The sequence below is a fragment of the Shinella sp. BE166 genome (assembly GCF_051201095.1).
GTDB lineage: Bacteria > Pseudomonadota > Alphaproteobacteria > Rhizobiales > Rhizobiaceae > Shinella > Shinella lacus.
Genome location: NZ_JBPEHL010000001.1, coordinates 126,559 through 148,727, shown reverse-complemented (window position 1 = coordinate 148,727; position 22,169 = coordinate 126,559). Strand labels below are relative to the sequence as shown.

Genomic DNA, 22,169 nt, shown 5'->3' with positions numbered 1-22,169 from the left:
TCGATCAGCGCGCCGGCGGCGCGTAGATCAGGCCGCCCTTGTTCCACAGCGCGTTCGTACCACGCTGCAATCCAAGCGGCGTCTTGGCACCGACATTGCGTTCGAAGATCTCGCCGTAATTGCCGACCGCCTTGATGGCGTTGAGCGCCCAGGCCTCGTCAAGGCCGAGCGCCTTGCCGTTGCCGGGCGATACGCCGAGAAGCGCCTGCACCGTCGGATCTGCGCTCGACTTCATCTCGTCCGCATTGGCCTGGGTAATACCCTTTTCCTCCGCCTCGATCAGCGCGAAACCGACCCAGCGGACGATATCGCCGAACTGCTGGTCGCCATGACGCATCGCTGCGGCCAGCGGCTCCTTGGAGATCAATTCCGGAAGAATGACGTAATCGTCCTTGTTCTGGGCAAGCGACGAGCGCCATGCCGCAAGTCCCGACGTGTCGCCGGTATAGACATCGCAACGGCCGCTGTTGAAGAACGCATTGTTCAGTTCGTTGACGTCTTCGATCGCCAGCGGGCTGAAGGGCTTGCCGATGGAGCGGAAGAAATCGGCGACGTTGAGCTCGTTGGTGGTGCCGGTCTGCATGCAGATCGTCGCGCCGTCGAGTTCCCTGGCGGACGTGATGTTCAGCTTGGCTGGAACCATAAAGCCCTGGCCGTCATAGAACAGCACGGCGCCGAAATCCAAGCCGAGCGCGGTATCGCGCGTCAGCGTGTAAGTCGTCACGCGCGACAGGACGTCGACCTCGCCGGATTGCAGCGCGGTGAAGCGGTTCTGCGCGGTCAGGGGCTTGAAGGTCACCTTGGTCGCATCGCCCAGGATCGCGGCCGACAGTGCGTGGCAGAAGTCGACATCCATGCCCGCCCATGTGCCGGTGCTGTCGGGCGCCGAGAACCCGGCTATGCCCTCGCTGACACCGCAGACGAGCGATCCGCGCGCCTTCACCTTGTCCAGTGTTTCCCCCGCCAGCGCGGCGGAAAAAACCTCCGTCGAAGCCAATAGTGTTGCCAGAAATACTTTCATCGTCATCCCCTCTTTTGCTTTTTCCCGATGTGCGGCTACCCAGCACCGCTTTTCGTATTTCATTAGAAATCGTAACCATTGGTCCGGTCAATCAACCAACCTCTGCTTTTCTCTTTAGTTTTTCTAATCTAAATAGGATGGAGGAGCACCGTCATGTCCGTTCGTCTTCCCACATTGCGCGCCTTGCAGGCCTTCGAGGCAATCGGCCGGTTCGGCAGCGTCGCCGCCGCCGCCCGCGATCTCGGCATATCGTCCGGGGCCGTCAGCCAGCATATCGGCCGGCTCGAAGAGGAAGTGGGCGTCGCTTTGTTCGAGCGGAAAGGCCGCAGCCTGGTCCTCACCTCATGGGGTCAGATCTATCTGGAAAGAATACGGGTCGGTTTCGATCACTTGCGCGCCGCCAGCACGGTCCTGCAAAGGGCGCGCCTGAAGTCGGGCATCGTGGTGAGCGCCCCGCCGTCGCTGACGATACGATGGCTTGGCCCCCTTCTCGCGGAGTGGCAAACCATCTCGCCGGGCTTGAGCGTGCGGCTGATCGGCGAGGACGACGAGCCGGTCTTCGAGGAAGAGCAGGTGGATTTCCGCATCTCCTATGGCAGCGCGCGCCATCGCTATGCCCATTTTTCCGAGCTGTTCGTCGACAAGGTCGCGCCGTTGTGCTCGCCCGCGTTCCTGAAAAAGCACCCCGTGACCACGCCCGCCGACATATTCAAAGGCCCCCTGATCGGCATAGAATGGGAGAACCCCTACCAGTCCCCACCCACCTGGTCCGACTGGGCCGCCCAGGCCGGCCTTGCCCGGCGCGAACCGCAATGCGACCTGTCCTTCTCGCTTTCCAGTGCAGCGATCGATGCCGCGGTCAACGATGCGGGCTTCGTGCTCGGCCAAACCTCCATGATCGCCAACGACCTCGCACAGGGAAAACTCGTCGTCGCCTGCAATTGCTGGATCGCCCTTTCGGAGCCTTACGCGCTGGCCTGGAACAGGGCAGCGCTCGATCGCCCGTTCGGCCGCGAGTTCAGGGACTTCATCATCCGCTCAGGACGCCGCCTCGGGAACACCGCTTAGGGTTGCCGAAGCTGTCGCTACATAGCCGCGTTCCTATGCAATTCATTCCAATTGGCGCGAGGCTCCATCTCGGGCACTCTGATTGCGCAAATTTCCAGCGTTGAGGAGGAGCGACCGATGCGCGACAAACAGAACAAGAGGCAGGCAACGGAGATCGATCTGCGCAATCTGCGCGAGACGATGAGGATCGCGGAGGAAAGTCGCGCCGCGGGGAATCACCCGTTTGGCGCGCTGCTGGCGGGGCCGGATGGGGCGGTGCTGCTGACCTCCGGCAACACGTTCAAGGACGACAAGGGCGTCGGCCATGCGGAGATGAACGTCGCGCGCGACGCCGCCAAAGCCTATTCGGCGGAATTCCTGGCCGAATGCACACTCGTCACCTCGGTCGAGCCGTGCTGCATGTGCGCGGGCGGCACTTACTGGGCGGGCATCGGTCGCCTCGTCTACGGGATGACGGAAAAGCGCCTTGCGGAACTGACCGGGGACAACCCGGAGAACCTGACGATGGACATGCCCTGCGAGCGCATTTTCGACGCTGGGCAGCGCAAGGTGGAGGTCATCGGCCCCGTTCCCGCGCTCGAAGGGGAGATTGCGAAGGCGCACGAAGGTTTCTGGTGATCGCAGCTGCGGCCTCAAACTTCGACAGCTCGTCCCGCAGTGAGCACGGTATCGAGAACATCGACAAGCTCATCGGCGATGCGCGTTGCGACGAAAACGGCGTGGTCGGTCACCTGGGGTAGCCCCATCAGTTCCCCGAACGTGCCGCGCGCCAGCGGGCCGGCGATGAAGAGGGTTTTTGCTGTGCGCCCGCCCGGGCGGATGGCACGGCTTTGTTCGTCGACGGCGATGCCGAGGCCGACGTTGTCGGGTTGCAGCACGCCGGCCCGGGCGAGGTCCTCCAGGAACGGCTGGCTCGCGAGGATCGAGCGGTGACCGGGGCCGGTCGTAACGACGACCGCGTCATAGCGCCCTTCGAACGGTTCGCGTCCGTGGCGGGGCCGGAATGTCACGGCGATTTCGCCATCCGCTTGTCGTGTGACGCGGGCGATGGAGGCGGCGTGGAGGACGAACGTGCCGGCCGCCTTGCGCCGGTCGATGGCCGCTTCCATTTGCGGTGCGATACGGAAACGGTGCACATCCCAATAGGGGCGCAGGAACCGCACGATGCGCCGCCGCTCGGCCACGGGCAGTGCCCGCCAGATGTCGCCGCCCTGCCCGCGCAACCGGTCGAACACCGCATGCCAGGTCACGCCCGATGCTTCAGCCTCGGCAAGGGTACGGCGAACCCGTCTCAGCAGGGCACGCGCCGAGCGGGATGGAAAATCGACGAAGTCGCCGAACGGGTCCTGGGGGCTGAGATTGTGGCCGCGGGAGCGCAGCCCGCGGCGCGACACCGCCGTCACAAGGCCCCGGTGCCCGGCAGCGTCGAGGGTGGCGATCACATCCGCGGCGGTCAGGCCCGTGCCGACGACGAGCACACGATCATCCGGCCGGATCGATGACAGGGCCGCTGGAAGGGTGGCATCGGGAATGTAGCGGTCGTGCCCGGCGAGCACCGTGTCGAGAGCCGCCGGGGGCTGCGGGCTCGGATGGCTTGTCGCCAGCACCAGACGGTCGGCCCAAAGCTCCGATCCGTCATCGGCCGTTATACGCCACTCGCCGCCCTCAGCCTCCGTTACGGCGCGAACGCGGCTGCGGCGATGCTCGATCGCGCCTGCCGCGACGAGCGGCTGGAGCTGGGAGGACACGTAGCGGCCGAAGGCCGAGCGGCGCGCGAAGACGTGGCCGTCCGCGGTGGTCGCGGCCGGATCGTCCAGAAGCGCGCCGGTTTCGAAAAGCCAGCGTTGGAAATGCTCGTCGTCGCCGGGAACCAGCGTCATGCGCGCCGCCGGCACGTTGATGCGGTGGACGGGCTCGTCCGTATCATAGGCGACGCCGCCGCCCAGTACGGCCCGCGGCTCGTAGACCACGATCTTCGCGGCTCCTGGGCCAAGCAGGCGGGCGAGATGATAGGCGAGTGCGGCCCCGGTGAAACCACCACCAATGACCGCAACGACAGGTTCGGCTGATCCATTGCTCACGGCTTGAAAACCCGCCTGTGCTTCATCGAACGCCAAGCCTGTCGGCATTTTAGGCGCCCACTGTCTTCAAGGCCGGCACCGCTTCGGCCTCGCGGCGCTTCACCGCCTCGATGTCCCGGTAGCCGTCGGCCGGATGTGTCTTCGGCAGATAAGGACCATCGCCGAAAAGCTTTTCGCGCAACGTACCAGGCTTGTATTCGGTCGGGTAGGCGCCCCGCTTCTGCAATTCCGGCACGATATGGGCGACGATATCCTCAAAACTGTCCGGCGTCACGGCATAGGCGATGTTGAAGCCGTCGACATCGGTGTCGGCGACCCATTCCTGCAAAATATCGGAAATGCGCTCCGGCGAGCCGACGAAGACCGGCCCCATGCCGCCGATGCCGCCAAACTGGGCGAGTTCGTCGATCGTCCACGACTTGTCGCCCCCGGCAATGTGCTCGACGAAGGAATGGATGGCGTTCGTCTCGATCCGCTCCACCACGTCCGTCGGCGCATATTGCCCGAAATCGATGCCGCTCCAGCCGGACATGAAGGTGAGCGAGCCGTCATAGGAGACGTAGCTCTTATAGTCCTCGAACTTCTTCTGCGCCTTGTCTTCGGTCTCGTCGGTGATGATGGTGATCAGCGTATAGATGAAGACCTTTTTGGGGTCGCGGCCGGCGGCGGCGATACGCTGACGGATATCGGCGACATAGGCCTTCAGCACGGATTTGGTCGGCGCGGCGACAAAGATGCATTCCGCATGGGCAGCCGCAAAAGCTTTGCCCGGGCCGGAGGCGCCCGCCTGATAGAGCACGGGCGTGCGCTGCGGCGAGGGCTCCGTCAGGCCGTAGCCCGGCACCTCGAAGAACTTGCCCTTGTGGGCGATTTCGTGGACCTTTTCCGGATGGGTGAAGATGCGCTTCTCGCCGTCGCGCACCACCGCCCCCTCCTCCCAGGAACCTTCCAGCAGCTTGTAGAGCACCTCGACATATTCGGCGGCCACCTCGTAGCGGTTGTCATGCCGGCGAAGGCCGCCCTGCCCGACATTCTTCGCGCCGCTTTCCAGATAGGAGGTGACGATATTCCAGCCGACGCGGCCCTTCGAGTGATGGTCTGCCGTCGCGAGGCGCCGGGCGAAGGTATAGGGATGCTCGAAGGAGGTGGATGCGGTGATGCCGATGCCGAGATGCTCGGTGGCAAGCGCGATGGGGGCCGCGAGCTGCATCGGATCGTTCACCGGAAGCTGCGCCGCCTGGTGGATGGCGTGGTAGTTCGAGCCCTTGTAGACGTCGTAATAGCCGATGACGTCGGCGATGAAGATGCCGTCGAAGACGCCGCGCTCCAGCGTGCGGGCGAGATCCTGCCAATAATCCAGATCCTTGTATTTCCAGGACTTGTCGCGCGGATGCGCCCATAGCCCCGGCGACTGGTGGCCGACGCAGTTCATGTCGAAGGCGTTGAAACGGATGGGGCGGGCCATGGGGTTCTCCAGCGTCTTGAGGATGCCTGAAGGCATCGAACTTTGGGGGGAGGATAACGCCTGCTTCGCACAAATACAGAAATTCTATCTTTTATATAGATTAGTTTCGGAAATGGCTTTGCTGGCTCCGGGATGGCGCGTCGGGGAAAATGCAGGCCGAGCTGCCGAACGGCGCTGGAACAGGAGATCCGCCATGAACGCCCTACACCTTCTCAAGGACCCCGATCTTCAGGACGACCGCGCGCGGCTCTTCGCCAGGGCGGAGGAAATTTCCGCCGATCTTGCGCGCCGCGGCGCGGAACTGGACGCGGAAGGCAGGCCGCCGATTGCGGAAATCGAGCGGCTGAAGAAGGACGGGCTGCTGAACGCCCTGCACCCGGTGGAAATCGGCGGCGGCGGACTCGACTGGTTGGACGGGCTTCGGCTGGTGCGCATTCTCGCGCGCGGCGAAAGCTCGGTCGGCCAGTTGCTCGGCTACCATTTCGTCAACAGCCAGTACATCTACTGGGCGGCGGACGATCCGGACAAGGCCTGGGACCTCGGTGTCGAGACGGTGGCGAAGTCGCTCTATTGGGGTGCCGCCGTCAACCCGCGCGATCCGGGCCTGACGCTGACGCAGGATGGCGACCACTATCTGCTGAACGGCCGCAAGACATTCTCGACCGGTGCCCATATTTCCAACCGGCTCAACGCCAATGCAGCTTTCGGCGACCAGATCGCCAATCTCGTGCTGCCGACCGATCGCCCGGGCTATGTGGCCAATGACGACTGGGACAATATCGGCCAGCGGCTCTCCGATAGCGGCAGCGTCGAATTCCGCGATTTCCCGGTCTATGACAGCGATTTCCTGCTGCCGCTCGCGGCCAGGGATACCGCACCTGCGGTGCAAGCGACCTTCAACACGCCGCTCATCCAGCTCGTCTTCGTCAACTTCTACATCGGCACGGCGGAAGGCGCGCTCGATGCGGCCATCGATTATGTGCGCACGACGACCCGCCCCTGGCTGACTTCCGGCGTCGAGAAGGCGAGCGAAGACCCGTATATTCTGGAGCGCATCGGCGAATTTCGCGCGGCGCTGAAGGCGTCCGCAGCACTTGCCGATGCCGCCGCGACGACCGTGCAGTCGGTGCTCGCGCGGGGCCGGACTGTCACCGCGCAGGAGCGCGGCGAAGCGGCGATCGAGGCCTATGCGGCCAAGGTCAACGCCACCCATGTGGCGCTCGACGTTACCGCCCGCGTCTTCGAGCTGACCGGCGCCCGCTCGACGGCCTCGCACTACCGTTTCGACCGCTATTGGCGCAACGTGCGCACCCACACGCTGCACGACCCGGTGTTCTACAAGGCGCGCGAAGTCGGCGATTTCGCCCTCAATGGCCGCGTGCCGGAGCCGAGCCTCTATAGCTGAACGCATCTGCCCCTAGGACGGAAGGGCGGCCGCTGGCCGCCTTTTTCGTTCGCGCATAAAAAGGGCCGCAATCCCGAAGGATTGCGGCCAGGCGACCACCCCCCACCACGAGGGTTGGATTTCAGAGCGCGCCGTTGCGCGGCGGCGTGACGCCGTTCAGGTGATAGTTGCCGACGACGTGGTATTTCCAGCGCACCGGATCGTGCAGCGTATGCGTGCGCGCATTGCGCCAGTGGCGTTCGAGATTGAGGCCGCGTTTCGTGGCGGCGGTTCCGGCAAGCTCGAACAGCACGTTCGTCGCGTCGATGGCGAGTTCCGTCGTCAGCACCTTGGCCGCGGCCACCGCAAGGGTCGCCGCCACGGAATTCTCTTGGTTGAGGCTGACCTGCGCCTGGTCGACCCTGCGCCCTGCCCGCTCCAGCGTCGCTTCCGCCGCCTCGATGCGGATGGCGAGTTCACCGATGCGCGAGATCGTCAGCGGATCGTCGGCAGCGCGCTCGACGCCGCTGTCCGTCCAGGGCCGCGCCTTGTCGCGCACGAAGCCGATGGTTTCCTTCAGCGCCGCCCGGGCGATGCCGAGATCGACGGCGGCATGGATGATCTGCCCGACCGAGCCGATCGTACCGGGACGCTCGAAACCCTTCTGGTGCTGGACCACGGCATCGGCCGGCACATAGACGTCGCGCAGGATCGTCGTGCCGCTGCCGGTCGTGCGCTGGCCGAAACCGTCCCAGTCGTCGACGATCTCGATGCCCTCCGTCTCGCGCGGCGCGAAGGACATGGTCAGCCGCTCCTCGCCATCGAGCGCGAAGATCACCACCCAATGGGCGAAAAGCACGCCCGTCGAATAGAATTTCCGGCCGTTGATGCGGAAGCCCGCGCCATCAGGCGCAATGCGCGTGTTGTAGTTGCCGACGGTCTTGGTGCCGACCTCGGAGAGCGCATTGCCGAAGCGGTCGCCGGCGAGCGCCCGGCCGAAATAGAACCGCTTCTGCGCCTCGCTGCCGTCGTGGCGAAGCGCTTCGAGAATGTAGAAATGGTTCTGTGGGATCTGGCCGATCGAGCTGTCGGCCTCGGAAAGAATGGCCGTGACCTCGGCAAGCACGACGTTCGACACGTCGATGCCGCCATAATCCGAAGGCACCGTGATGGCGAGCAGGCCGGAGGCGGAGAGCCGGTCGAGCTCCTCGTAGGGAAGTGCACGCTCGTAGTCGCGTCGGCTCGCACCGGCCGCGAACTCGTCGGCAAGCGTGCGCGCGACGGCGAGCGCTTCCTCTTCGCTCGCGATGCGGTGGGCGGTCTGCTGCGGTCGGGCGAGCTGGGTGACACTGCTCATGATCGTTCCTTTCGAGAGAGGCAGCCCGGCCTTACGCCCGGGCGGCGGCCTTGCGGTTGGCGAAGCCGATGGCAAGGACCGAGAAGATGAGGAGCCCGGTGCCGACCTGCTGCCAGTAGAAGTTCAGACCGGAGAGGAGCAGGCCGTTGGCGACGATGCCGAGCAGCAGCACGCCGAGCACCGTGCCTGGAACATTCGGCCGGCCATGCGGATCGAACGTCGTGCCGATGAAGGTGGCGCCGATGGCGTTGAGCAGGAAGGCATTGCCGGAGGACGGGATGTAGACCGTCACCGTCGAGGTGAGGATCAGCCCGACAATCGCGGCGATCGCCGAGACCAGCACATAGGTGGCGGCGGTGACGCGCGACAGCCGGATGCCGGAATAGCGCACGACGCTCGCCTGGATGCCGGTTGCGAGCACCACCCGGCCGAAGCGGGTGCGCGACAGGACGAGCCAGGCGCCGGCAATCACGAGCGCGGCGACCAGCAGCGGTACGGGAAGGCCGGCAACCGAGCCGTGGCCGAGGAAACGGAAGGCCTCCGGCACGCCAGCGGGCGGCAGGTAGACCGGATTGCCGCCGTTCGTCAGCAATTGCTGCACGCTGCGGCCGACGAACAGCGTGCCGAGCGTGGCGAGGAACGGCGAAATGCCGATGCCGGCGATCAGCACGGCATTGAACAGGCCGACGAGAGCCCCGCCGGCAAGCCCGCCGAGGGCTGCCAGCGGGATCGGCTGCCCGGCAAGAACGAGGGAGACGAAGGCGAAGCTTGCGAAATCGATGGCCGTGCCGACCGACAGGTCGATGCCGCCGGCCGAGACGGCGAAGGTCATGCCGACGGCGACGATGGCCAGCAGCGCAAAATTATTCACCAGCACGCTCACGAGATTGGCGCTAGAGAGGAAGCCAGGGGCAAGGGCTGCGAAAGTGGCGAAGACCGCGGCAAGCGCCGCGACCAGCGCATAACGCCCGATGCCGCGCGTGAAGGCCGAGAGGGATGCCGTCGCCATATCAGATCGTCTCCCGGCGCAGCAGCGTAGTAGCGGACACCACGAGCAGGATCAGCAGGCCCTGCACGCCGCTCACCAGCGTGCTGGAAATGTTGAGGAGCTGGAAGCCGTTTATGAGGAAACCGACGAAGAGCGCGGACAGCAAGGTTCCGGTGATCGTCGGCACCAGCCGGCGGGAAAACACCACGCCGAGCAGCGCCGTCACGACGACCGGCAGCAGCATCTCGCCCGCCCCCGTCGTGCTGCCGCTGAGATAGGACACCGACAGGATGCCGGCAAAACCACCGCAGAGGCCGCTGGCCAGGAACGAGCCGGCGACGAAGGAGCGGACTGGCAGGCCGGCGGCGCGCGCCGCATCGGGATACTCGCCGACCGCATAAAGCCGGAGGCCGAGCGGCGTATATTGCACGATGGCCGCGACGACCAGCGTGAAACCGAGCAGGACATAGGCGAGGACGGGAACGCCGAACGGGCCGCTTGCGGAAAGCGTCGAGAGAAATTCGCCGGAGGCCGGCACGACGGTGTTCTGGGTCAGGACGAGTTCGAGGCCGGCGACGACATTCATCACGGCAAGCGTCGCCAGCAGCGGCACGATGCCGGCAAGCGTGACGGCGGCGGCATTGACCGCGCCGATGGCAAGCCCAGTGCCAAGCGCCCCGAGGATCGCCACCGCATCGCCCTGCCCCGCCTGCGCCAGCGTCGCATAGACGGCAGCACTCAGGCCCATATTGGCGGCAAGCGACAGGTCGATGCCACCCGTGACGACATTCGAGCCGCCGGCGATGACCACGATGGTGAGGCCGATGGCCAGCACGCCGGCAATAGCGGACTGGCCGAGCACGTTGCCGATATTGCCGACCGTCAGGAAGAACGGTGCTGATATGGAGAAGAACACCAGCACGCCGGCAAAGACGGCGAGCGAGCCACCGCGCAGCGCAAGCGTCGCCAGACGCCGCCCCAGCGCCGGGCCGGACTTGTCCGGCTCCGGTGACGTTTTCTCTTCGAGCCCGAACACGGAGGGCGGGATGTAGGGGGCGTCAACCAGCATGGCGCAGCGTCTCGTGGGCGCCCGTCACGTCGGTGAGGACCTGATCGGGGCTCGTTTCGGAGGAGATGAATTCCCGCGTCACCCGGCCGCGGAAGAAGACGAGGACCCGGTCGGTGATGCCGAGCAGTTCCTCGATATCGGAGGACAGCACGAGGATGCCCGCGCCGCGCTCGGCAAGCTCGCCGATCAGCCGGTAGATCTCGACCTTGGCAGCGATGTCGACGCCGACGGTGGGCTCGTCGAGCAGGTAAATTTCCGACTGGCGGCTCAGCCATTTGGCGATCGCCACCTTCTGCTGGTTGCCGCCGGAAAGCGTGCGCACCAGCGCGTCTATGCCGTCGGTCTTGATCTCCAGCCGCTTGACGAGGTCCTCGGTCTGGCGCCGCTCGGCGCCGCGGTCGATGAGGCCTCTGGAAAACCGGCCGAGGCTGGCGAGCGTGGTGTTTTCCGTCACCGCAAGGTCGAGCGCCACGCCGTCGCGGCGGCGGTCTTCCGGCACGAGGGCGATCCGCTTTGCCGTGGCCTTCGCCGGATCAGTGGCAAAGACGGCCTCGCCCTTGACCGAGACGGTGCCGCCAGTCGGCCGGTCGAGGCCGAAAAGCGTGCGCACGACCTCCTTGGCGCCCGAGCCGACGAGGCCGGTGAGCCCCAGCACCTCGCCCCGGCGCAGCGTGAACGACACCTCGTCGTAGCGGTCGACAAGCGCAAGGTTTTCCACCTGCAACAGCGTCTCGCCGGGCGTGACCTGTGGCTTTGGATAGAGTTCGCCGATGGCGCGGTTGACCATCAGCGCGCCGATCTTCGCGGCCGAGGTTTCGGCTACCGGCAGGGTTGCGACGTCGCGGCCGTTGCGCAGCACCGTCACGGTGTCGCAGAGATCGACGATCTCGCCGAGATAGTGCGAGATATAGAGGATGGTGATGCCCTCGTCGCTGAGGCGCCGGATGAGCCGGAAGAGAAGATCCGCCTCGCGCCGCACGAGCGCCGCCGTCGGTTCGTCGAAGACCAGCACCTTGGGATTGGCGATGAGCGCCCGCGTGATCTGCACGATCTGCTTTTCGGCCGCGGAGAGATCCGCGATGAGGGCCGAGGCGGGCAATTGCAGGCCGAAATAACGATCCAGCATCTCCGCCGCCTTCCGGCGCATCGCAGCGCGGTCGAGGAAGGGCGTGCCGGCAATGCGCGGTTCGCGGCCGAGGAAAAGCGTTTCGCCAACCGTGAAGGTCGGCACCAGCAAGCGATCCTGGTGGATGAAGTGGATGCCGAGCGCTTCGGCAAGATGCGGCGTCAGCCGGTCATAGGCCTTGCCGTCGATCTCGATGGTACCCTCGTCCGCCCGGTGCAGGCCGGCGAGGAGTTTGATCAGCGTCGACTTGCCGGCGCCGTTCTGGCCGACGAGGCCATGCACCGTGCCACGCCGCACCGTGAGCGACGCGCCGGAAAGGGCTGCCGCACCGCCGAACCGCTTGACGACCCCTTCGAAACGAAGGATCGCGTCGCCGCCGTTCTCTACCGCATCCACCATCGTCACATTCCCTGCATCGAGAAACCGGAGGGACCGCGGCCGATCGGTCGCGGTCCGCCGTCAAAAGGATCAGCCGATGCCGAGCTTCTTCGACACTTCGCCAACGGTCTGCTTGTTGGCGAGGAGTGCCGGCACATAGGTCTCGCGCGGCAGAGTCTCGCCGGCGAGGTAGCGGGCGACGTTCTGGATCGCCACGCGGCCAAGCTCGGCCGGCTGCTGGGCGACGTCGGCGGCGGCCGGCGAATTCGGATCGGCCACAAGCTGGAGCACTTCCGGGCTGCCATCGACGCCGTAGGTCTTGATCTCGGTGCGACCGGCGGCCGTGAGGGCCCGCGTGGCGCCGAGCTGCGGGATGTCCCAGGCCGACCAGATGGCCTTGATCGAGCCCTTTTCCGGATATTTGGCGAGGATCGCCGTGATCTGGGCGAAGGCGTCCTGCACGGTGTTCGGGATCACGTCGCGCAGCTCCGGCTGGATGATCTGCACCTTCGGGAAATATTTAACGACATTGACGAGCTGGTCGTAGCGGATCGCGCAGGGCGTCACGCCGTAGAAGCCGTTGAAGACGACGATATTGCCTTCGCCGCCGATATCCGAGACGAGCTGGAGGGCGAGATCCTTGCCGATGCCCCAATTGTCCGAGGTCGCGTTGTTGATCGAATTCACCGAGCCGACGTCGATGGTCAGGACCGGGATATCCGCCTCGCGCGCCTTCTTCAGCCACGGATCGATGACGCTCAGCGTGCCGAGCAGCTGAACGATGGCGTCCGGCTTCTGGGCGATCAGCGTCTGGAGCTGGGAGACGAGCTTGCCGTCGTTGCGGCCGGCGTCCACCGCGATCGGCTCGCCGCCGAGGCGCTTCACTTCCTCGATCTGGGCATTGTAGGCTTGGAGATCGAAGAAGTGGTCGGTGCCGGTCGCGCTGATGCCGATGCGCTTGCCCTTGAGGGAAAGCTCCCCTGCGGCCGAAGCCGAGCGCGCGGACAGGAGCCCTGCACCAGCGACGACGCCGGCGACGGCGGTGAGTTTCAGGAGGTTGCGGCGGTTCACGCCGGCGGTGCGTTCGTCAGTCATGATGGTCCCCATCCATGCGTTTGATGATATAATCTATAAATTATATGCATTATCTGCGCAGGACAGGTAGAATTTTCCAAATCGCGGGGACCTGTGAAAATAATCCGCTTGCCGAAGGGCATGCCGACATCCGGCATAAGCCGCGCGTTCAGATGATGTATTCCGGCTCGCTCAGCGTCTGGTCCATCGTGCGGCGACCACCTCGTAGTCTTCTCCGGGACCAGCGCCCCAAGCATTGTCGATCTGCATCATTGTCAACTCATCGCTGTCGTGAACGGGAAAAGGCCCGTCACGCGTGGGACTGACGGCGAGAGTAGCGTTTGCGGGACTCAAATACCTGCGTTGTCCCGTCCTGGAATTTCGGGAAGATCACCCGCTCCACCTTCGCGTAGCCCTTGAGGTATTCCGCGACCTTCACGGCATTCTCATTGTTCTGGCGCAGGCGCAGCGGCGACGTCTCCAGGTCCTGGATGAACTGGAAGGCGTTCTGCTGGCTGATCGCCGCGCCAAGATCGCGCAGCAGGACGGCGCGGGATGTAGGGATGGAAGGCGATCGTCGCGGCCTTCTCGATCCAAGTCTTGTCCTGGTAACTCGGATCGGGCTCGTTGAGGTTCGGCTGGCGCTCGGCATGCTCGACCCAGGGGAAGGTGCCGCTGTCGACGATCGCGCGGCTGATGGCGGCGACCTCGGCGATCGGGAAGACCTCCCGCTTCGGGTTCGGCAAGGATTCCGCATAATAGGCGCGGGTACGCTCGTCCGTCGCCGTCTCGAAGGCTTCCGGGTCCGATGCGTCGACGAAGCGCGTTTCGATACCGAACTTTTCAGCGTCGCGGGAACAACGTCCAGGTGCCGCCATAGAGGCTGGCAGCGCTGACGATGTTGTCGCCCGCCCGCGCCACGTTGAGGATCGCATAGGCAGAGGCTGCCTAGCCAGAGGAAAGCGCCCGCGCCGCCGCCCCGCCTTCCAGCTCGGCGAGGCGCTGCTCGAAGGCATCCTGCGTCGGGTTAGAGACGCGGGTGTAGAGATGGCCGGCGACTTCCAGTGCGATGAGCTTGTTGGCGACATCGCTGCTGGCCTTCATCGGCATTTTCGACCTGCTCAACGCCGCCCGCGCCCCTGCCGCCGATCCCAAATGGCTCGGCTTCTACAACGAGGCCTATCTCGTCGTCGCGGCCGTCTATTTCGTCATCTGCTTTGCAGCCTCTCGCTACAGCCAATGGCTGGAGCGCAGGCTGCAGTCCGGCCGGCGCCAGGCATGACGGGGCGATGGGGAGCGCGATGAATAATCCTTGCAAGCGCGCCACAAGAGAATAGATTTCCTTACTGAAACTATAGAATTTATTATTTTACGCGGAGCTCCACTTGCCCTCCGGCAGGCGGGGCTCTCCAGATGATCGGCAGCCGCCCCGGCAGGAAGACATGTCATGACCAAGCCCGACCAGCCCCTCGATTTCCTCTGGTTCATCCCGAGTTCCGGCGATGGTTCCTATCTCGGTTCGGACGAACTCAGCCGCCCGCCGGATCCGGGTTATTTCCGCGAGATCGCCGTTGCGGTCGACCGTCTCGGCTATTCGGGCGTGCTCATTCCGGTCGGCGCGGCCTGCGAGGAATCCTTCGTTTTGGCCGCCGACCTTGCCGCGCGCACGGAGAAGCTGAAATTCCTCGTGGCGATCCGCCCCGGCACGGCGACGCCGGCCTATTATGCCCGCCTCGCCGCAACGCTCGACCGAGTCTCCAACGGGCGCCTGCTGCTCAACATCGTGGTCGGCGGCAGCTCGCAGGAGCTTGCCGGCGACGGCATCTTCCTGCCGCATGACGAGCGCTACGACCATGCGAGCGAATTCTTCCAGGTCTTCAACGAGCTGATCGAGACCGGCCGCTCGACGCTCGACGGCAAGTACATCAAGGCGATCGACGCCAAACTCGGCCTGCCCCCCGTCCAGCAGCCGCGCCCGCCGATCTATTTCGGCGGCTCGTCCGAAGCGGCGATTGATTTTGCCGGCGGCCTCGTCGACAAGTACCTCACCTGGGGTGAACCGCCGGCACAGGTCGGGGAAAAGATCGCCCATGCCCGCAAGGTCGCCGCCGCCAAGGGCCGCGAGGCCACCTTCGGCATCCGCCTGCATTTCATCGTCCGCGAGACGGATGACGAGGCATGGGAAGCCGCCGACCGGCTGATTTCCAGGCTTTCGGACGAGGCCATCGCCTCGGCGCAGGAGGTGCTGACCAAGAATTCCGACTCCGTCGGCCAGGCGCGCATGGTGGCCCTGCACAACGGCCGGCGCGACAAGCTGGAAGTCTCGCCGAACCTTTGGGCCGGCATCGGCCTCGTGCGTTCCGGCGCGGGCACCGCGCTGGTCGGCTCGCCCAAGACGGTTGCCGCGCGGCTGCGCGAATACCAGGCGCTCGGCATCGATACCGTCATCGCCTCCGGCTATCCGCATGTGGAAGAGGCCTACCGGGTTTCCGAACTGCTCTTCCCGGAACTCGGCCTTCCCGGCCCGCGCGGCCAGCTGCGCGCCTCCTTCGGCGACCGCCAGGTCTTCGGCGGCGGCGGCCATGGCGGCAACGTCAAGCTGACCTCGGCGTCCTAGCCGCCAGGTGACGATTCCGGTTCGCCGCCCGGCGAGCCGGCCTCGGCGCATCACACGCGCTCCGGCATCCTCGGCGTGCTGGCCAGCAATTGCCTTGTATAGGGGTGGGCCGGGCGCGCGAGAATGTCTTGCGTCGCCCCCTGCTCGACGATCCTGCCCTTTTCCAGCACGACCAGCCGTTCGCACAGCAGGGCGACGAGCGCTATGTCATGCGAAACGACGACGAAAGTCATGCGCGACGACAGGCTGCGGAGCAGATCGATGATCCGGGTGCGGGTCGTCAGGTCCAAGGCACTCACCACCTCGTCGGCAATGATCAGGTCGGGATTGGCAACGATCGCCCGCGCGATCGCGATGCGCTGGCGTTGGCCGCCGGAAAACTCATGCGGATAGCGCCGCGCCGCATCGGCCGGCAGGTCCACATCCCGCAGCGCCTGTTCGACCGCGGCGGCGATATCGGTCTCGATCTTCAGCGAACGCAGCGGCTCGGCGATGATATCGAACACGCGCTGGCGCGGATCGAGCGAAGAATAGGGATCCTGGAAGACCGCCTGCACGCTGCGGCGAAAGCCGCGCATGAAACCACGATTGGCGGCGTCCAGCCGCTCGCCCCGGAACGAAACCGCCCCGGAAGACGCGCGCTCCAGCCCGAGCAGCAGCTTCAGCATGGTGGTCTTGCCCGAGCCGGACTCGCCGACAATGCCGAGATTGCTGCCGGCCTCGACGGCAAGGTCGATATCCTGCAGCACCCTGCTGCCCCTGCCATAGGAGAAGGAGACGCCGGACAAGGCGAGAAGCGTCATGGTGCAAACTCCAGCGCAGCATCGAAGGCGCGTGCGGCCGCGACTAGGCCCTCGGTATAGGGATGGGCGGGCCGGCCGAAGAGCGTGCCGACAGGCCCCTCCTCGATCAGCGCGCCATGGCGCATCACCAGCGCCCGCTCCGCCACGGTCGCCACCACCGGCAGGTCATGGCTGATGAAGAGCAGGCCCATCCCCTCGTCGCGCACCACCGTCTCCAGCAGCTTCAGGATTTCGGCCTGCGTGGTCACGTCGAGTGCGGTGGTCGGCTCGTCGGCGATCAGCAGTTTCGGCCGGCAGGCAAGCGCCATGGCAATGGCCCCGCGCTGGCGCTGGCCGCCGGAAATCTCATGCGGAAAAGCGCGGGCGATGCGCGCGGGCTCCGGCAGGGCGACACGCTCCAGGAGGGCAAGGACGCGCGACGTGACCTCCGCCCTGCCCGGCTTCGTGCCGTCCCGCGATGCCCGGCGGCGCACCACCTCCGCCACCTGGTCGCCGATCCGCATCAGAGGATCGAGCGCCGTCATCGGTTCCTGGAACACCGCCGCGACGCTGCGGCCGCGCAGGGGAACGAGATCGCGGTCACGCGCGCCGATGACCGGGTGACCGTCGAGGGTGATCGAGCCGGTGACGCGCATGGTCTCCGGCAGAAGGCCCAGCACGGCGAGCGCCGTCAGGGACTTGCCTGAGCCGGATTCGCCGATGAGGCCGACCCTTTCGCCGGCGGCGATGGAAAAGGAGATGCCGGACACGAGCGGGCGCCCGGCGGTGCGGATCTGGAGGTCCTCGACGGACAGCAAGGGGCTCACCGGCTCCTCCTGCGGGTGGGGTCGGCGGCCTCGCGCAGGCCGTCGGCGAACAGGTTGAGGCCGATGACCAGCGACACCAGCGCAAGGCCCGGGGCGATGGCCCCGAACGGCGCGGTGTAGACGGAAGCCTGCGCTTCCTGGAGAAGCCTGCCCCAGGAGGCATTGGGCGGCGGCGCGCCAAGCCCGAGATAGGAAAGCGAGGCTTCGGCGATGACCGCGAGGCCGAATTGCAGGGCAAAATTGACGATCAGCGTCGGCCAGATGTTCGGCAGCACATGGATGCGCACGATGCCCGGCGAGGAGGTGCCGGAAATGCGCGCCGCCGTGATGTAGTCCATGGAGAGGATGCGCTTGGCGAGGATGCGCGTCAGCCGCGCCACGATGGCCGACCCGGCAATGCCGATGGCGAGGATCGCGGTCCAAAGGCTGGCGCCGTCGCTGGAGGCGACGATCAGCATGGCGAGCAACAGCGTCGGGAAGGCGATCAGGATGTCGAGTGCTGCGGCCAGCACGTCATCGAGCGTGCGCGTGGCGAAGGCGGCCAGCACCCCGATGGTGACGCCGATCAGCGCGCCCAGCGCAACCGCCCCGCAGCCGACGACGAGCGCGATGCGCGAGCCGATCATGATCTGGGTCATCAGGTCGCGGCCGAGCCGGTCCGTGCCTGCCCAGTGAACGAAGGAGGGACCTTCGAGACGCCCACCGACCATGTCGCCCACTGCATAGGGCGTCCAGACCAGCGAGAGCAGCGCGATCACCAGATGCACGCCGACCAGCAGGCCGCCGACCATAAGCGGCCAGGGCATGGAGAATTTTGGATGCGCGGCATCACCGGCGGCAATGGGCGTGTCGCTCATGCCCCACCCCCGGTCACGCGGCCGCGCAGGCGGGGATCGATCAGTCGCTGGATGAGATCGGCGGCAAAGCCGACCAGCAGCACCAGCAGCGTGGAGACAAAGAGCACGCCCTGCACATTGGGGTAATCACGCTGCTCAATGCCGAGCAGCAGCATGGAACCGAGGCCCGGCAGGGCGAACACCCGCTCCACCACCACGGCGCCGAGCAGCGTCGAGGCGAGTTCGATGCCAAGAACGGAAATGACCGGCACCGCGCCATTGCGGATGCCGTGGCGCACCAGCGCCTCGGAAAAGGTGGCGCCGAGCGCGCGGGCGGTGCGCAGGTAATCACTGCCGAGCACGTCCTGCGTCGCCGAGCGCACGTAGCGGATGAGCGAGGCCGACATGACGATGGCGATGGTCGCGACCGGCAGCACGAGGGCCTGGAAGGCCGCACCCGCGGACTGCCAGCCGCGCGACGGGAAGCCGCCGGAGGGAAACAGCCGCAGATTGACCGCGAAGACCGTGGCCAGCAGGATGCCGATCCAGAACACCGGAATGGCGATGCCGAGCTGGGAGACGACGGAGATCAGCCCGCCATACCACCGGTTCTGGCGCACGACCGAGAGAATGCCGAGCGGCACGGCAATGGCAACGGCGACGAGGAAGGCGAGCAGCGTCAGTGGCACGGTGACGACGAGGCGCTTGCCGATCTCGTCAAGCACCGGCGCACCGCTGACGAAGGAATTTCCGAGATCGAAGCGCGCGAGGTTTCCGGCAAAACGCAGGAACTGCTCGTAGAGCGGCAGGTCGGAGCCCACCTGCTTGCGGGCGGCCTCGATCTGCGCCGCGTCGGCACCCACGGAGACCAGCGCATTGGCGGGATCGCCCGGCAGAAGGCGCAGCAGCACGAACAGGATGACGGCGGCAATGACGACCGACAGCGCCAGGATGGCGGAGCGGCGGAGTATGTAGGAACGTATGGTCTTGACCTCTCAAGCGCGGACGCCGCCGGACCATAAGTCAGGCGGCGTACCGTGTCGAGCTTGCCGCTTGCGGGCGGGCGGTTACTCGGCTGGCTTGGTGATGCCGTAGGCGAAGAACTGCGAGTTCAGGCCGTTGAGCGGATAGCCGGTGACCGAAGCCTTCGACACCACGATCTGCGGATAGAGGTAGAACCAGTTGCTGGCTGCATCCTCCGCGATGATCGTATTGGCTTCCTTGAGCTTTTCGACCTGCTCGGCGTCCGTGGCGCTGGATTCCGCCTGCTTGATCAGATCCACGACCTTCGGATTGTTGTAGCCCCAGTAGAAATCGGGGTTGCCGTAGAACACGATGTCGCGATGGTTGACGTGCTCCTGCAAGGTCGCCTGGAAGTCATGCGCCTTGTAGATCTTTGTGTACCATTCATTGGCCGTGATGACGTTGATCTCGACCTTCACGCCGATCTTCGCCAGCTCGCTCTGGATGAACTGCGCGGCAATCGGGTGCGGGTCGTAGTTCGGCGTATCGATGGTGAAGGTAAAGCCGTCGGGATAACCCGCTTCCTTGAGCAGCGCCTTGGCGCTTTCCGGATCGTAGGCGTCGACCTTCGTCAGGTCGGCATACCATGCATCGGTCGGCGGCACGAAGGAGCCGATCAGCGTGCCATAGTCGCCCCACACGGCCTTCAGCAGCTTCTCGTCGTCGATCGCGCGGGCGAGCGCCTTGCGGACCTTCACATTGTCGAAGGGCGCGACACGGTCATTATAGGCGAGCAGCAGCTTCGTCGTGGACTTGCCTTCGCTGACGGTGAATTCCGGATTGTCCTTGAACTGCGCCAGCGAATCCGGGCTCTGCACGGAGGTGATGATATCCACCGAGCCGGTGAGCAGCGCGTTGTTCAGCGCCGTCGCCTCGGTGAAATACTGGAAGACGACCTCGCCGTTCTTCGGCTTCTCGCCCCAGTACTTGTCGAAGCGGGCGATCGCCAGCGACGAGCCGCGACGCCATTCCTGGAGCGCATAGGGGCCGGTTCCGTCTTCCTTCGCCTGAAGGTCCGTCGCCTCGTCGTTGACCACCCAGACGTAGCTCAGATTGTAGGGCAGCGAGATCGAGCGCGCGGCAAGTTTCACGACCACCGTCGCATCATCCGGCGTCTCGATACCGGCGATGGTTTTCAGGCTGTTCTTGCGCGAGCTTTTCGAGGCTTCGGCGGTGACCCGCTCGATCGAGAATTTCACGTCCTTGGCCGTCAGGGGCGCGCCGGAATGGAAGGTCACGCCCGGTTGCAGCGTGAACGTATAGGTCAGGCCGTCCTCGCTGACCTTGGTATCCTTCGCGAGCACCGGTTCCACCGTGCCGGCATCCGTCAGGCGGAACAGCGCCTCGTAGACATTGCCGTTGAAGGCTTCGTTGATGCCCTGGCCGGCACCAGCGGTATTGTCGAGGTTCTGCGGCTCGTAGAGCGAGCCGATATTGACGGTCGCGTCCGGATCGCTCTCCGCGGCAAGCGCCGGGCCGAAAGCACCCATGGCGAGAACGGCGGCAAGTGCCGTCGTCACAGCCCGGTTGCTGCGCCCTGCCGCCTGGTTGCGGGTTTCAAAACCGCTCATCTCGTTCTCCTGTTTCAAGCGGGCCGATGCAAAGGCCCATCATGGGCGGGGATTGTACGTATCCTCGTTGCCACGCGATATCCGGTTCCACTCCAATTTGCGGAATTTAAAGGGAATTGTCTTTCAACGATCGCCAAATCCATGGATAGTTTTCGCGCCCGCGGCTGGGCAGCATACGGATGGGAATGAGGAAAGAATGAGCGACGTGGACCGCACGAGGGCCGAGGCCCTGCTGGCATCGGACGGGCTGGACGGCATGGTGCTGTTCCGGCCGGAAGCATTTCGCTATGCGACCGGCCTTCAGGCGGGCGTCGCCACCATGTGGGGCCGCGCCGGCTCCGCCATCGCCCTGGTGCCGGCGCAGGTGGAACGGCTTGCCGCGGTCATGAGCGACCATGCCGCGCAGGGTGCAAAAACCCTTGCCGGGACGATCGATATCCGCACCCACCGCATCTGGATCGATGGCGTGACCGTCCAAGGCGCCGGCTCGATCGCCGACATCGATGCGGCCTATCGCGACAGCGGCAATGTCGGCCCCCGCCCGGAAACCTTCGACCAGGCGGCCTGCTTCCGGCTTCTGGCCGACCTCCTCGCAGAACGCGGGCTTTCCAAAGCCGTGCTCGGCGTCGACCTCGATTTCATGCCCGCCGCCGATTTTGCCCGGCTGAAGGCGGCGATCCCCGGCGTCGACTGGCGCGATGCGTCCGACGTGCTGCGGCGCCTGCGCCTCATCAAGAATGCCCGGGAGATCGACCGGCTGCGCAAGGCGGCGCACTGCGCCGAAGCGGGGCTCGAAAGCCTGATGGGCGCAGCAAGGCCCGGCGTGCGCGTGGCGGAGCTTTCGGCCGCATGGCTTTCCGGCGCGCGTCAGGCCGCCACGGCAGGCGCACACGGGCTGTCCGGCCATTGGGACTACATCTCCATCGGTCCCGACCTGCAGAATGCCGCCGCCCCGCTTGGCGAAGGCGACCTCATTAAGGCCGACGTCGGCACGCTGGTCGATGGTTATTCCTCAGACGGGGCACGGACCTTCGTGTGGGGCAAGCCCTCGCCGCTTGCCGAGGACATCTACAAGGCGCTGCTGGAGACGTTCCTAGCCGGCGTCGAGGTGCTGAAACCCGGCCGCCGTTTCGCGGAGGTGCATGAAACCATGCTATCGACCATGCGCCGGCATGGCTTTCGGGAATATTACCGCGGCCATTTCGGCCATTCCGTCGGCGCCGCCGCCGGCATCGAGGAATGGCCCTTCCTCTCCCACGGCAACGGGATCGTCATCGAACCCGGCATGGTGCTCGCCCTCGAAGCGCCGTTCTATGCCAATGGCATCGGCGCGCTGATGATCGAGGAACAGTTCCTCATCACGCCGGAGGGCGCGCAGACCATGAACAGGCTGCCGCGCGAACTCGTCTCGCTCGGGTGAAAACGCTCCAGATGCCGAGGCCGCGCCATTCTTTCAGGCCTCGCCCCGAATTCGGAATTATTTTCCTTCTTAATTGATAGAT

General features: G+C 65.4%; 22 protein-coding genes. 6 read left to right on the top strand and 16 right to left on the bottom strand.

Annotated features, from left to right (window positions below):
* Positions 1–4: 4 nt before the first annotated feature.
* Positions 5–1,021: an amino acid ABC transporter substrate-binding protein gene (locus tag J2Y63_RS00660; protein WP_435264460.1), complete on the bottom strand. Its 1,017-nt coding sequence runs from the start codon at positions 1,019–1,021 to the stop codon at positions 5–7.
* A gap of 153 nt (positions 1,022–1,174) precedes the next feature.
* On the opposite strand from J2Y63_RS00660, the gene J2Y63_RS00655 reads away from it, so the two are divergent.
* Positions 1,175–2,089 (top strand): LysR family transcriptional regulator, encoded by a 915-nt coding sequence (locus tag J2Y63_RS00655; RefSeq protein ID WP_435264459.1) that lies wholly within the window; start codon positions 1,175–1,177, stop codon positions 2,087–2,089.
* Between the two features lie 117 nt (positions 2,090–2,206).
* A complete protein-coding gene (locus tag J2Y63_RS00650) occupies positions 2,207–2,707 on the top strand; it encodes a nucleoside deaminase (protein ID WP_435264458.1) in 501 nt (166 codons plus the stop codon).
* A 14-nt stretch (positions 2,708–2,721) separates the two neighbouring features.
* Here J2Y63_RS00650 and J2Y63_RS00645 read toward each other — a convergent pair whose 3' ends face one another.
* Positions 2,722–4,170 (bottom strand): FAD/NAD(P)-binding protein, encoded by a 1,449-nt coding sequence (locus tag J2Y63_RS00645; protein WP_435264457.1) that lies wholly within the window; start codon positions 4,168–4,170, stop codon positions 2,722–2,724.
* Positions 4,171–4,219: 49 nt separating this feature from the next.
* Positions 4,220–5,635, bottom strand: coding sequence for an LLM class flavin-dependent oxidoreductase (locus tag J2Y63_RS00640; RefSeq protein WP_435264456.1), 1,416 nt, complete (start codon positions 5,633–5,635; stop codon positions 4,220–4,222).
* A gap of 193 nt (positions 5,636–5,828) precedes the next feature.
* On the opposite strand from J2Y63_RS00640, the gene J2Y63_RS00635 reads away from it, so the two are divergent.
* The gene (locus tag J2Y63_RS00635; protein ID WP_435264455.1) at positions 5,829–7,040 is read left to right on the top strand and encodes an acyl-CoA dehydrogenase family protein; all 1,212 of its coding nucleotides are present in this window, start codon (positions 5,829–5,831) and stop codon (positions 7,038–7,040) included.
* 121 nt (positions 7,041–7,161) lie between these two features.
* On the opposite strand, the gene J2Y63_RS00630 is transcribed toward J2Y63_RS00635, so the two are convergent.
* From J2Y63_RS00630 to J2Y63_RS00595, 8 genes are all read right to left on the bottom strand, one after another.
* Positions 7,162–8,376 carry an SfnB family sulfur acquisition oxidoreductase gene (locus J2Y63_RS00630; RefSeq protein WP_435264454.1) on the bottom strand — a complete coding sequence of 405 codons (1,215 nt, stop codon included), beginning with the start codon at positions 8,374–8,376 and terminating at the stop codon, positions 7,162–7,164.
* Between the two features lie 31 nt (positions 8,377–8,407).
* Positions 8,408–9,385: an ABC transporter permease gene (locus J2Y63_RS00625; protein ID WP_435264453.1), complete on the bottom strand. Its 978-nt coding sequence runs from the start codon at positions 9,383–9,385 to the stop codon at positions 8,408–8,410.
* A gap of 1 nt (position 9,386) precedes the next feature.
* Positions 9,387–10,433, bottom strand: a complete 1,047-nt coding sequence (locus J2Y63_RS00620; protein ID WP_435264452.1) for an ABC transporter permease — start codon at positions 10,431–10,433, stop codon at positions 9,387–9,389.
* Positions 10,423–11,958, bottom strand: a complete 1,536-nt coding sequence (locus tag J2Y63_RS00615) for a sugar ABC transporter ATP-binding protein (protein ID WP_435264451.1) — start codon at positions 11,956–11,958, stop codon at positions 10,423–10,425. Before J2Y63_RS00615 ends, J2Y63_RS00620 begins: the two co-directional genes overlap by 11 nt.
* Before the next feature lie 69 nt (positions 11,959–12,027).
* Positions 12,028–13,032, bottom strand: coding sequence for a sugar ABC transporter substrate-binding protein (locus J2Y63_RS00610; protein WP_435264450.1), 1,005 nt, complete (start codon positions 13,030–13,032; stop codon positions 12,028–12,030).
* A gap of 289 nt (positions 13,033–13,321) precedes the next feature.
* Positions 13,322–13,504, bottom strand: a complete 183-nt coding sequence (locus J2Y63_RS00605; RefSeq protein ID WP_435265022.1) for a PLP-dependent transferase — start codon at positions 13,502–13,504, stop codon at positions 13,322–13,324.
* A complete protein-coding gene (locus tag J2Y63_RS00600) occupies positions 13,458–13,889 on the bottom strand; it encodes a PLP-dependent transferase (RefSeq protein ID WP_435264449.1) in 432 nt (143 codons plus the stop codon). Before J2Y63_RS00600 ends, J2Y63_RS00605 begins: the two co-directional genes overlap by 47 nt.
* A gap of 70 nt (positions 13,890–13,959) precedes the next feature.
* Positions 13,960–14,115, bottom strand: a complete 156-nt coding sequence (locus J2Y63_RS00595; RefSeq protein ID WP_435264448.1) for a PLP-dependent transferase — start codon at positions 14,113–14,115, stop codon at positions 13,960–13,962.
* On the opposite strand from J2Y63_RS00595, the gene J2Y63_RS00590 reads away from it, so the two are divergent.
* Positions 14,090–14,293 (top strand): hypothetical protein, encoded by a 204-nt coding sequence (locus J2Y63_RS00590; RefSeq protein ID WP_435264447.1) that lies wholly within the window; start codon positions 14,090–14,092, stop codon positions 14,291–14,293. The two genes, J2Y63_RS00595 and J2Y63_RS00590, sit on opposite strands and share 26 nt — an antisense overlap.
* Positions 14,294–14,458: 165 nt before the next feature.
* Positions 14,459–15,628 carry an FMNH2-dependent alkanesulfonate monooxygenase gene (gene ssuD, locus J2Y63_RS00585; protein WP_435264446.1) on the top strand — a complete coding sequence of 390 codons (1,170 nt, stop codon included), beginning with the start codon at positions 14,459–14,461 and terminating at the stop codon, positions 15,626–15,628.
* Positions 15,629–15,678: 50 nt separating this feature from the next.
* Here ssuD and J2Y63_RS00580 read toward each other — a convergent pair whose 3' ends face one another.
* From J2Y63_RS00580 to J2Y63_RS00560, 5 genes are all read right to left on the bottom strand, one after another.
* Entirely contained in the window at positions 15,679–16,431 is a 753-nt protein-coding gene (locus J2Y63_RS00580) for an ABC transporter ATP-binding protein (RefSeq protein WP_435264445.1), read from the bottom strand.
* Positions 16,428–17,237, bottom strand: coding sequence for an ATP-binding cassette domain-containing protein (locus tag J2Y63_RS00575; protein ID WP_435264444.1), 810 nt, complete (start codon positions 17,235–17,237; stop codon positions 16,428–16,430). Before J2Y63_RS00575 ends, J2Y63_RS00580 begins: the two co-directional genes overlap by 4 nt.
* The gene (locus J2Y63_RS00570; protein ID WP_435264443.1) at positions 17,234–18,094 is read right to left on the bottom strand and encodes an ABC transporter permease; all 861 of its coding nucleotides are present in this window, start codon (positions 18,092–18,094) and stop codon (positions 17,234–17,236) included. The genes J2Y63_RS00575 and J2Y63_RS00570 overlap by 4 nt, the downstream gene beginning before the upstream one ends.
* Positions 18,091–19,044: an ABC transporter permease gene (locus tag J2Y63_RS00565; RefSeq protein WP_435265021.1), complete on the bottom strand. Its 954-nt coding sequence runs from the start codon at positions 19,042–19,044 to the stop codon at positions 18,091–18,093. The genes J2Y63_RS00570 and J2Y63_RS00565 overlap by 4 nt, the downstream gene beginning before the upstream one ends.
* Positions 19,045–19,140: 96 nt before the next feature.
* Complete coding sequence (locus J2Y63_RS00560; protein ID WP_435264442.1) at positions 19,141–20,667, bottom strand: ABC transporter substrate-binding protein; 1,527 nt, start codon at positions 20,665–20,667, stop codon at positions 19,141–19,143.
* A gap of 196 nt (positions 20,668–20,863) precedes the next feature.
* Here J2Y63_RS00560 and J2Y63_RS00555 point away from each other — a divergent pair, with 196 nt between their 5' ends.
* Complete coding sequence (locus J2Y63_RS00555; RefSeq protein ID WP_435264441.1) at positions 20,864–22,087, top strand: M24 family metallopeptidase; 1,224 nt, start codon at positions 20,864–20,866, stop codon at positions 22,085–22,087.
* The last annotated feature ends 82 nt before the right edge of the window (positions 22,088–22,169 follow it).

Bases quoted from the DNA above. Each gene is read 5' to 3' on its own strand.
- J2Y63_RS00660 (WP_435264460.1), bottom strand. From the start codon at position 1,021: ATGAAAGTATTTCTGGCAACACTATTGGCTTCGACGGAGGTTTTTTCC.
- J2Y63_RS00630 (WP_435264454.1), bottom strand. From the start codon at position 8,376: ATGAGCAGTGTCACCCAGCTCGCCCGACCGCAGCAGACCGCCCACCGC.
- J2Y63_RS00640 (WP_435264456.1), bottom strand. From the start codon at position 5,635: ATGGCCCGCCCCATCCGTTTCAACGCCTTCGACATGAACTGCGTCGGC.
- J2Y63_RS00560 (WP_435264442.1), bottom strand. From the start codon at position 20,667: ATGAGCGGTTTTGAAACCCGCAACCAGGCGGCAGGGCGCAGCAACCGG.
- J2Y63_RS00600 (WP_435264449.1), bottom strand. From the start codon at position 13,889: ATGGCGGCACCTGGACGTTGTTCCCGCGACGCTGAAAAGTTCGGTATC.
- J2Y63_RS00635 (WP_435264455.1), top strand. From the start codon at position 5,829: ATGAACGCCCTACACCTTCTCAAGGACCCCGATCTTCAGGACGACCGC.
- J2Y63_RS00580 (WP_435264445.1), bottom strand. From the start codon at position 16,431: ATGACGCTTCTCGCCTTGTCCGGCGTCTCCTTCTCCTATGGCAGGGGC.
- J2Y63_RS00620 (WP_435264452.1), bottom strand. From the start codon at position 10,433: ATGCTGGTTGACGCCCCCTACATCCCGCCCTCCGTGTTCGGGCTCGAA.
- J2Y63_RS00610 (WP_435264450.1), bottom strand. From the start codon at position 13,032: ATGACTGACGAACGCACCGCCGGCGTGAACCGCCGCAACCTCCTGAAA.
- J2Y63_RS00570 (WP_435264443.1), bottom strand. From the start codon at position 18,094: ATGAGCGACACGCCCATTGCCGCCGGTGATGCCGCGCATCCAAAATTC.
- J2Y63_RS00650 (WP_435264458.1), top strand. From the start codon at position 2,207: ATGCGCGACAAACAGAACAAGAGGCAGGCAACGGAGATCGATCTGCGC.
- J2Y63_RS00615 (WP_435264451.1), bottom strand. From the start codon at position 11,958: ATGGTGGATGCGGTAGAGAACGGCGGCGACGCGATCCTTCGTTTCGAA.
- J2Y63_RS00595 (WP_435264448.1), bottom strand. From the start codon at position 14,115: ATGAAGGCCAGCAGCGATGTCGCCAACAAGCTCATCGCACTGGAAGTC.
- ssuD (WP_435264446.1), top strand. From the start codon at position 14,459: ATGACCAAGCCCGACCAGCCCCTCGATTTCCTCTGGTTCATCCCGAGT.
- J2Y63_RS00655 (WP_435264459.1), top strand. From the start codon at position 1,175: ATGTCCGTTCGTCTTCCCACATTGCGCGCCTTGCAGGCCTTCGAGGCA.
- J2Y63_RS00555 (WP_435264441.1), top strand. From the start codon at position 20,864: ATGAGCGACGTGGACCGCACGAGGGCCGAGGCCCTGCTGGCATCGGAC.
- J2Y63_RS00625 (WP_435264453.1), bottom strand. From the start codon at position 9,385: ATGGCGACGGCATCCCTCTCGGCCTTCACGCGCGGCATCGGGCGTTAT.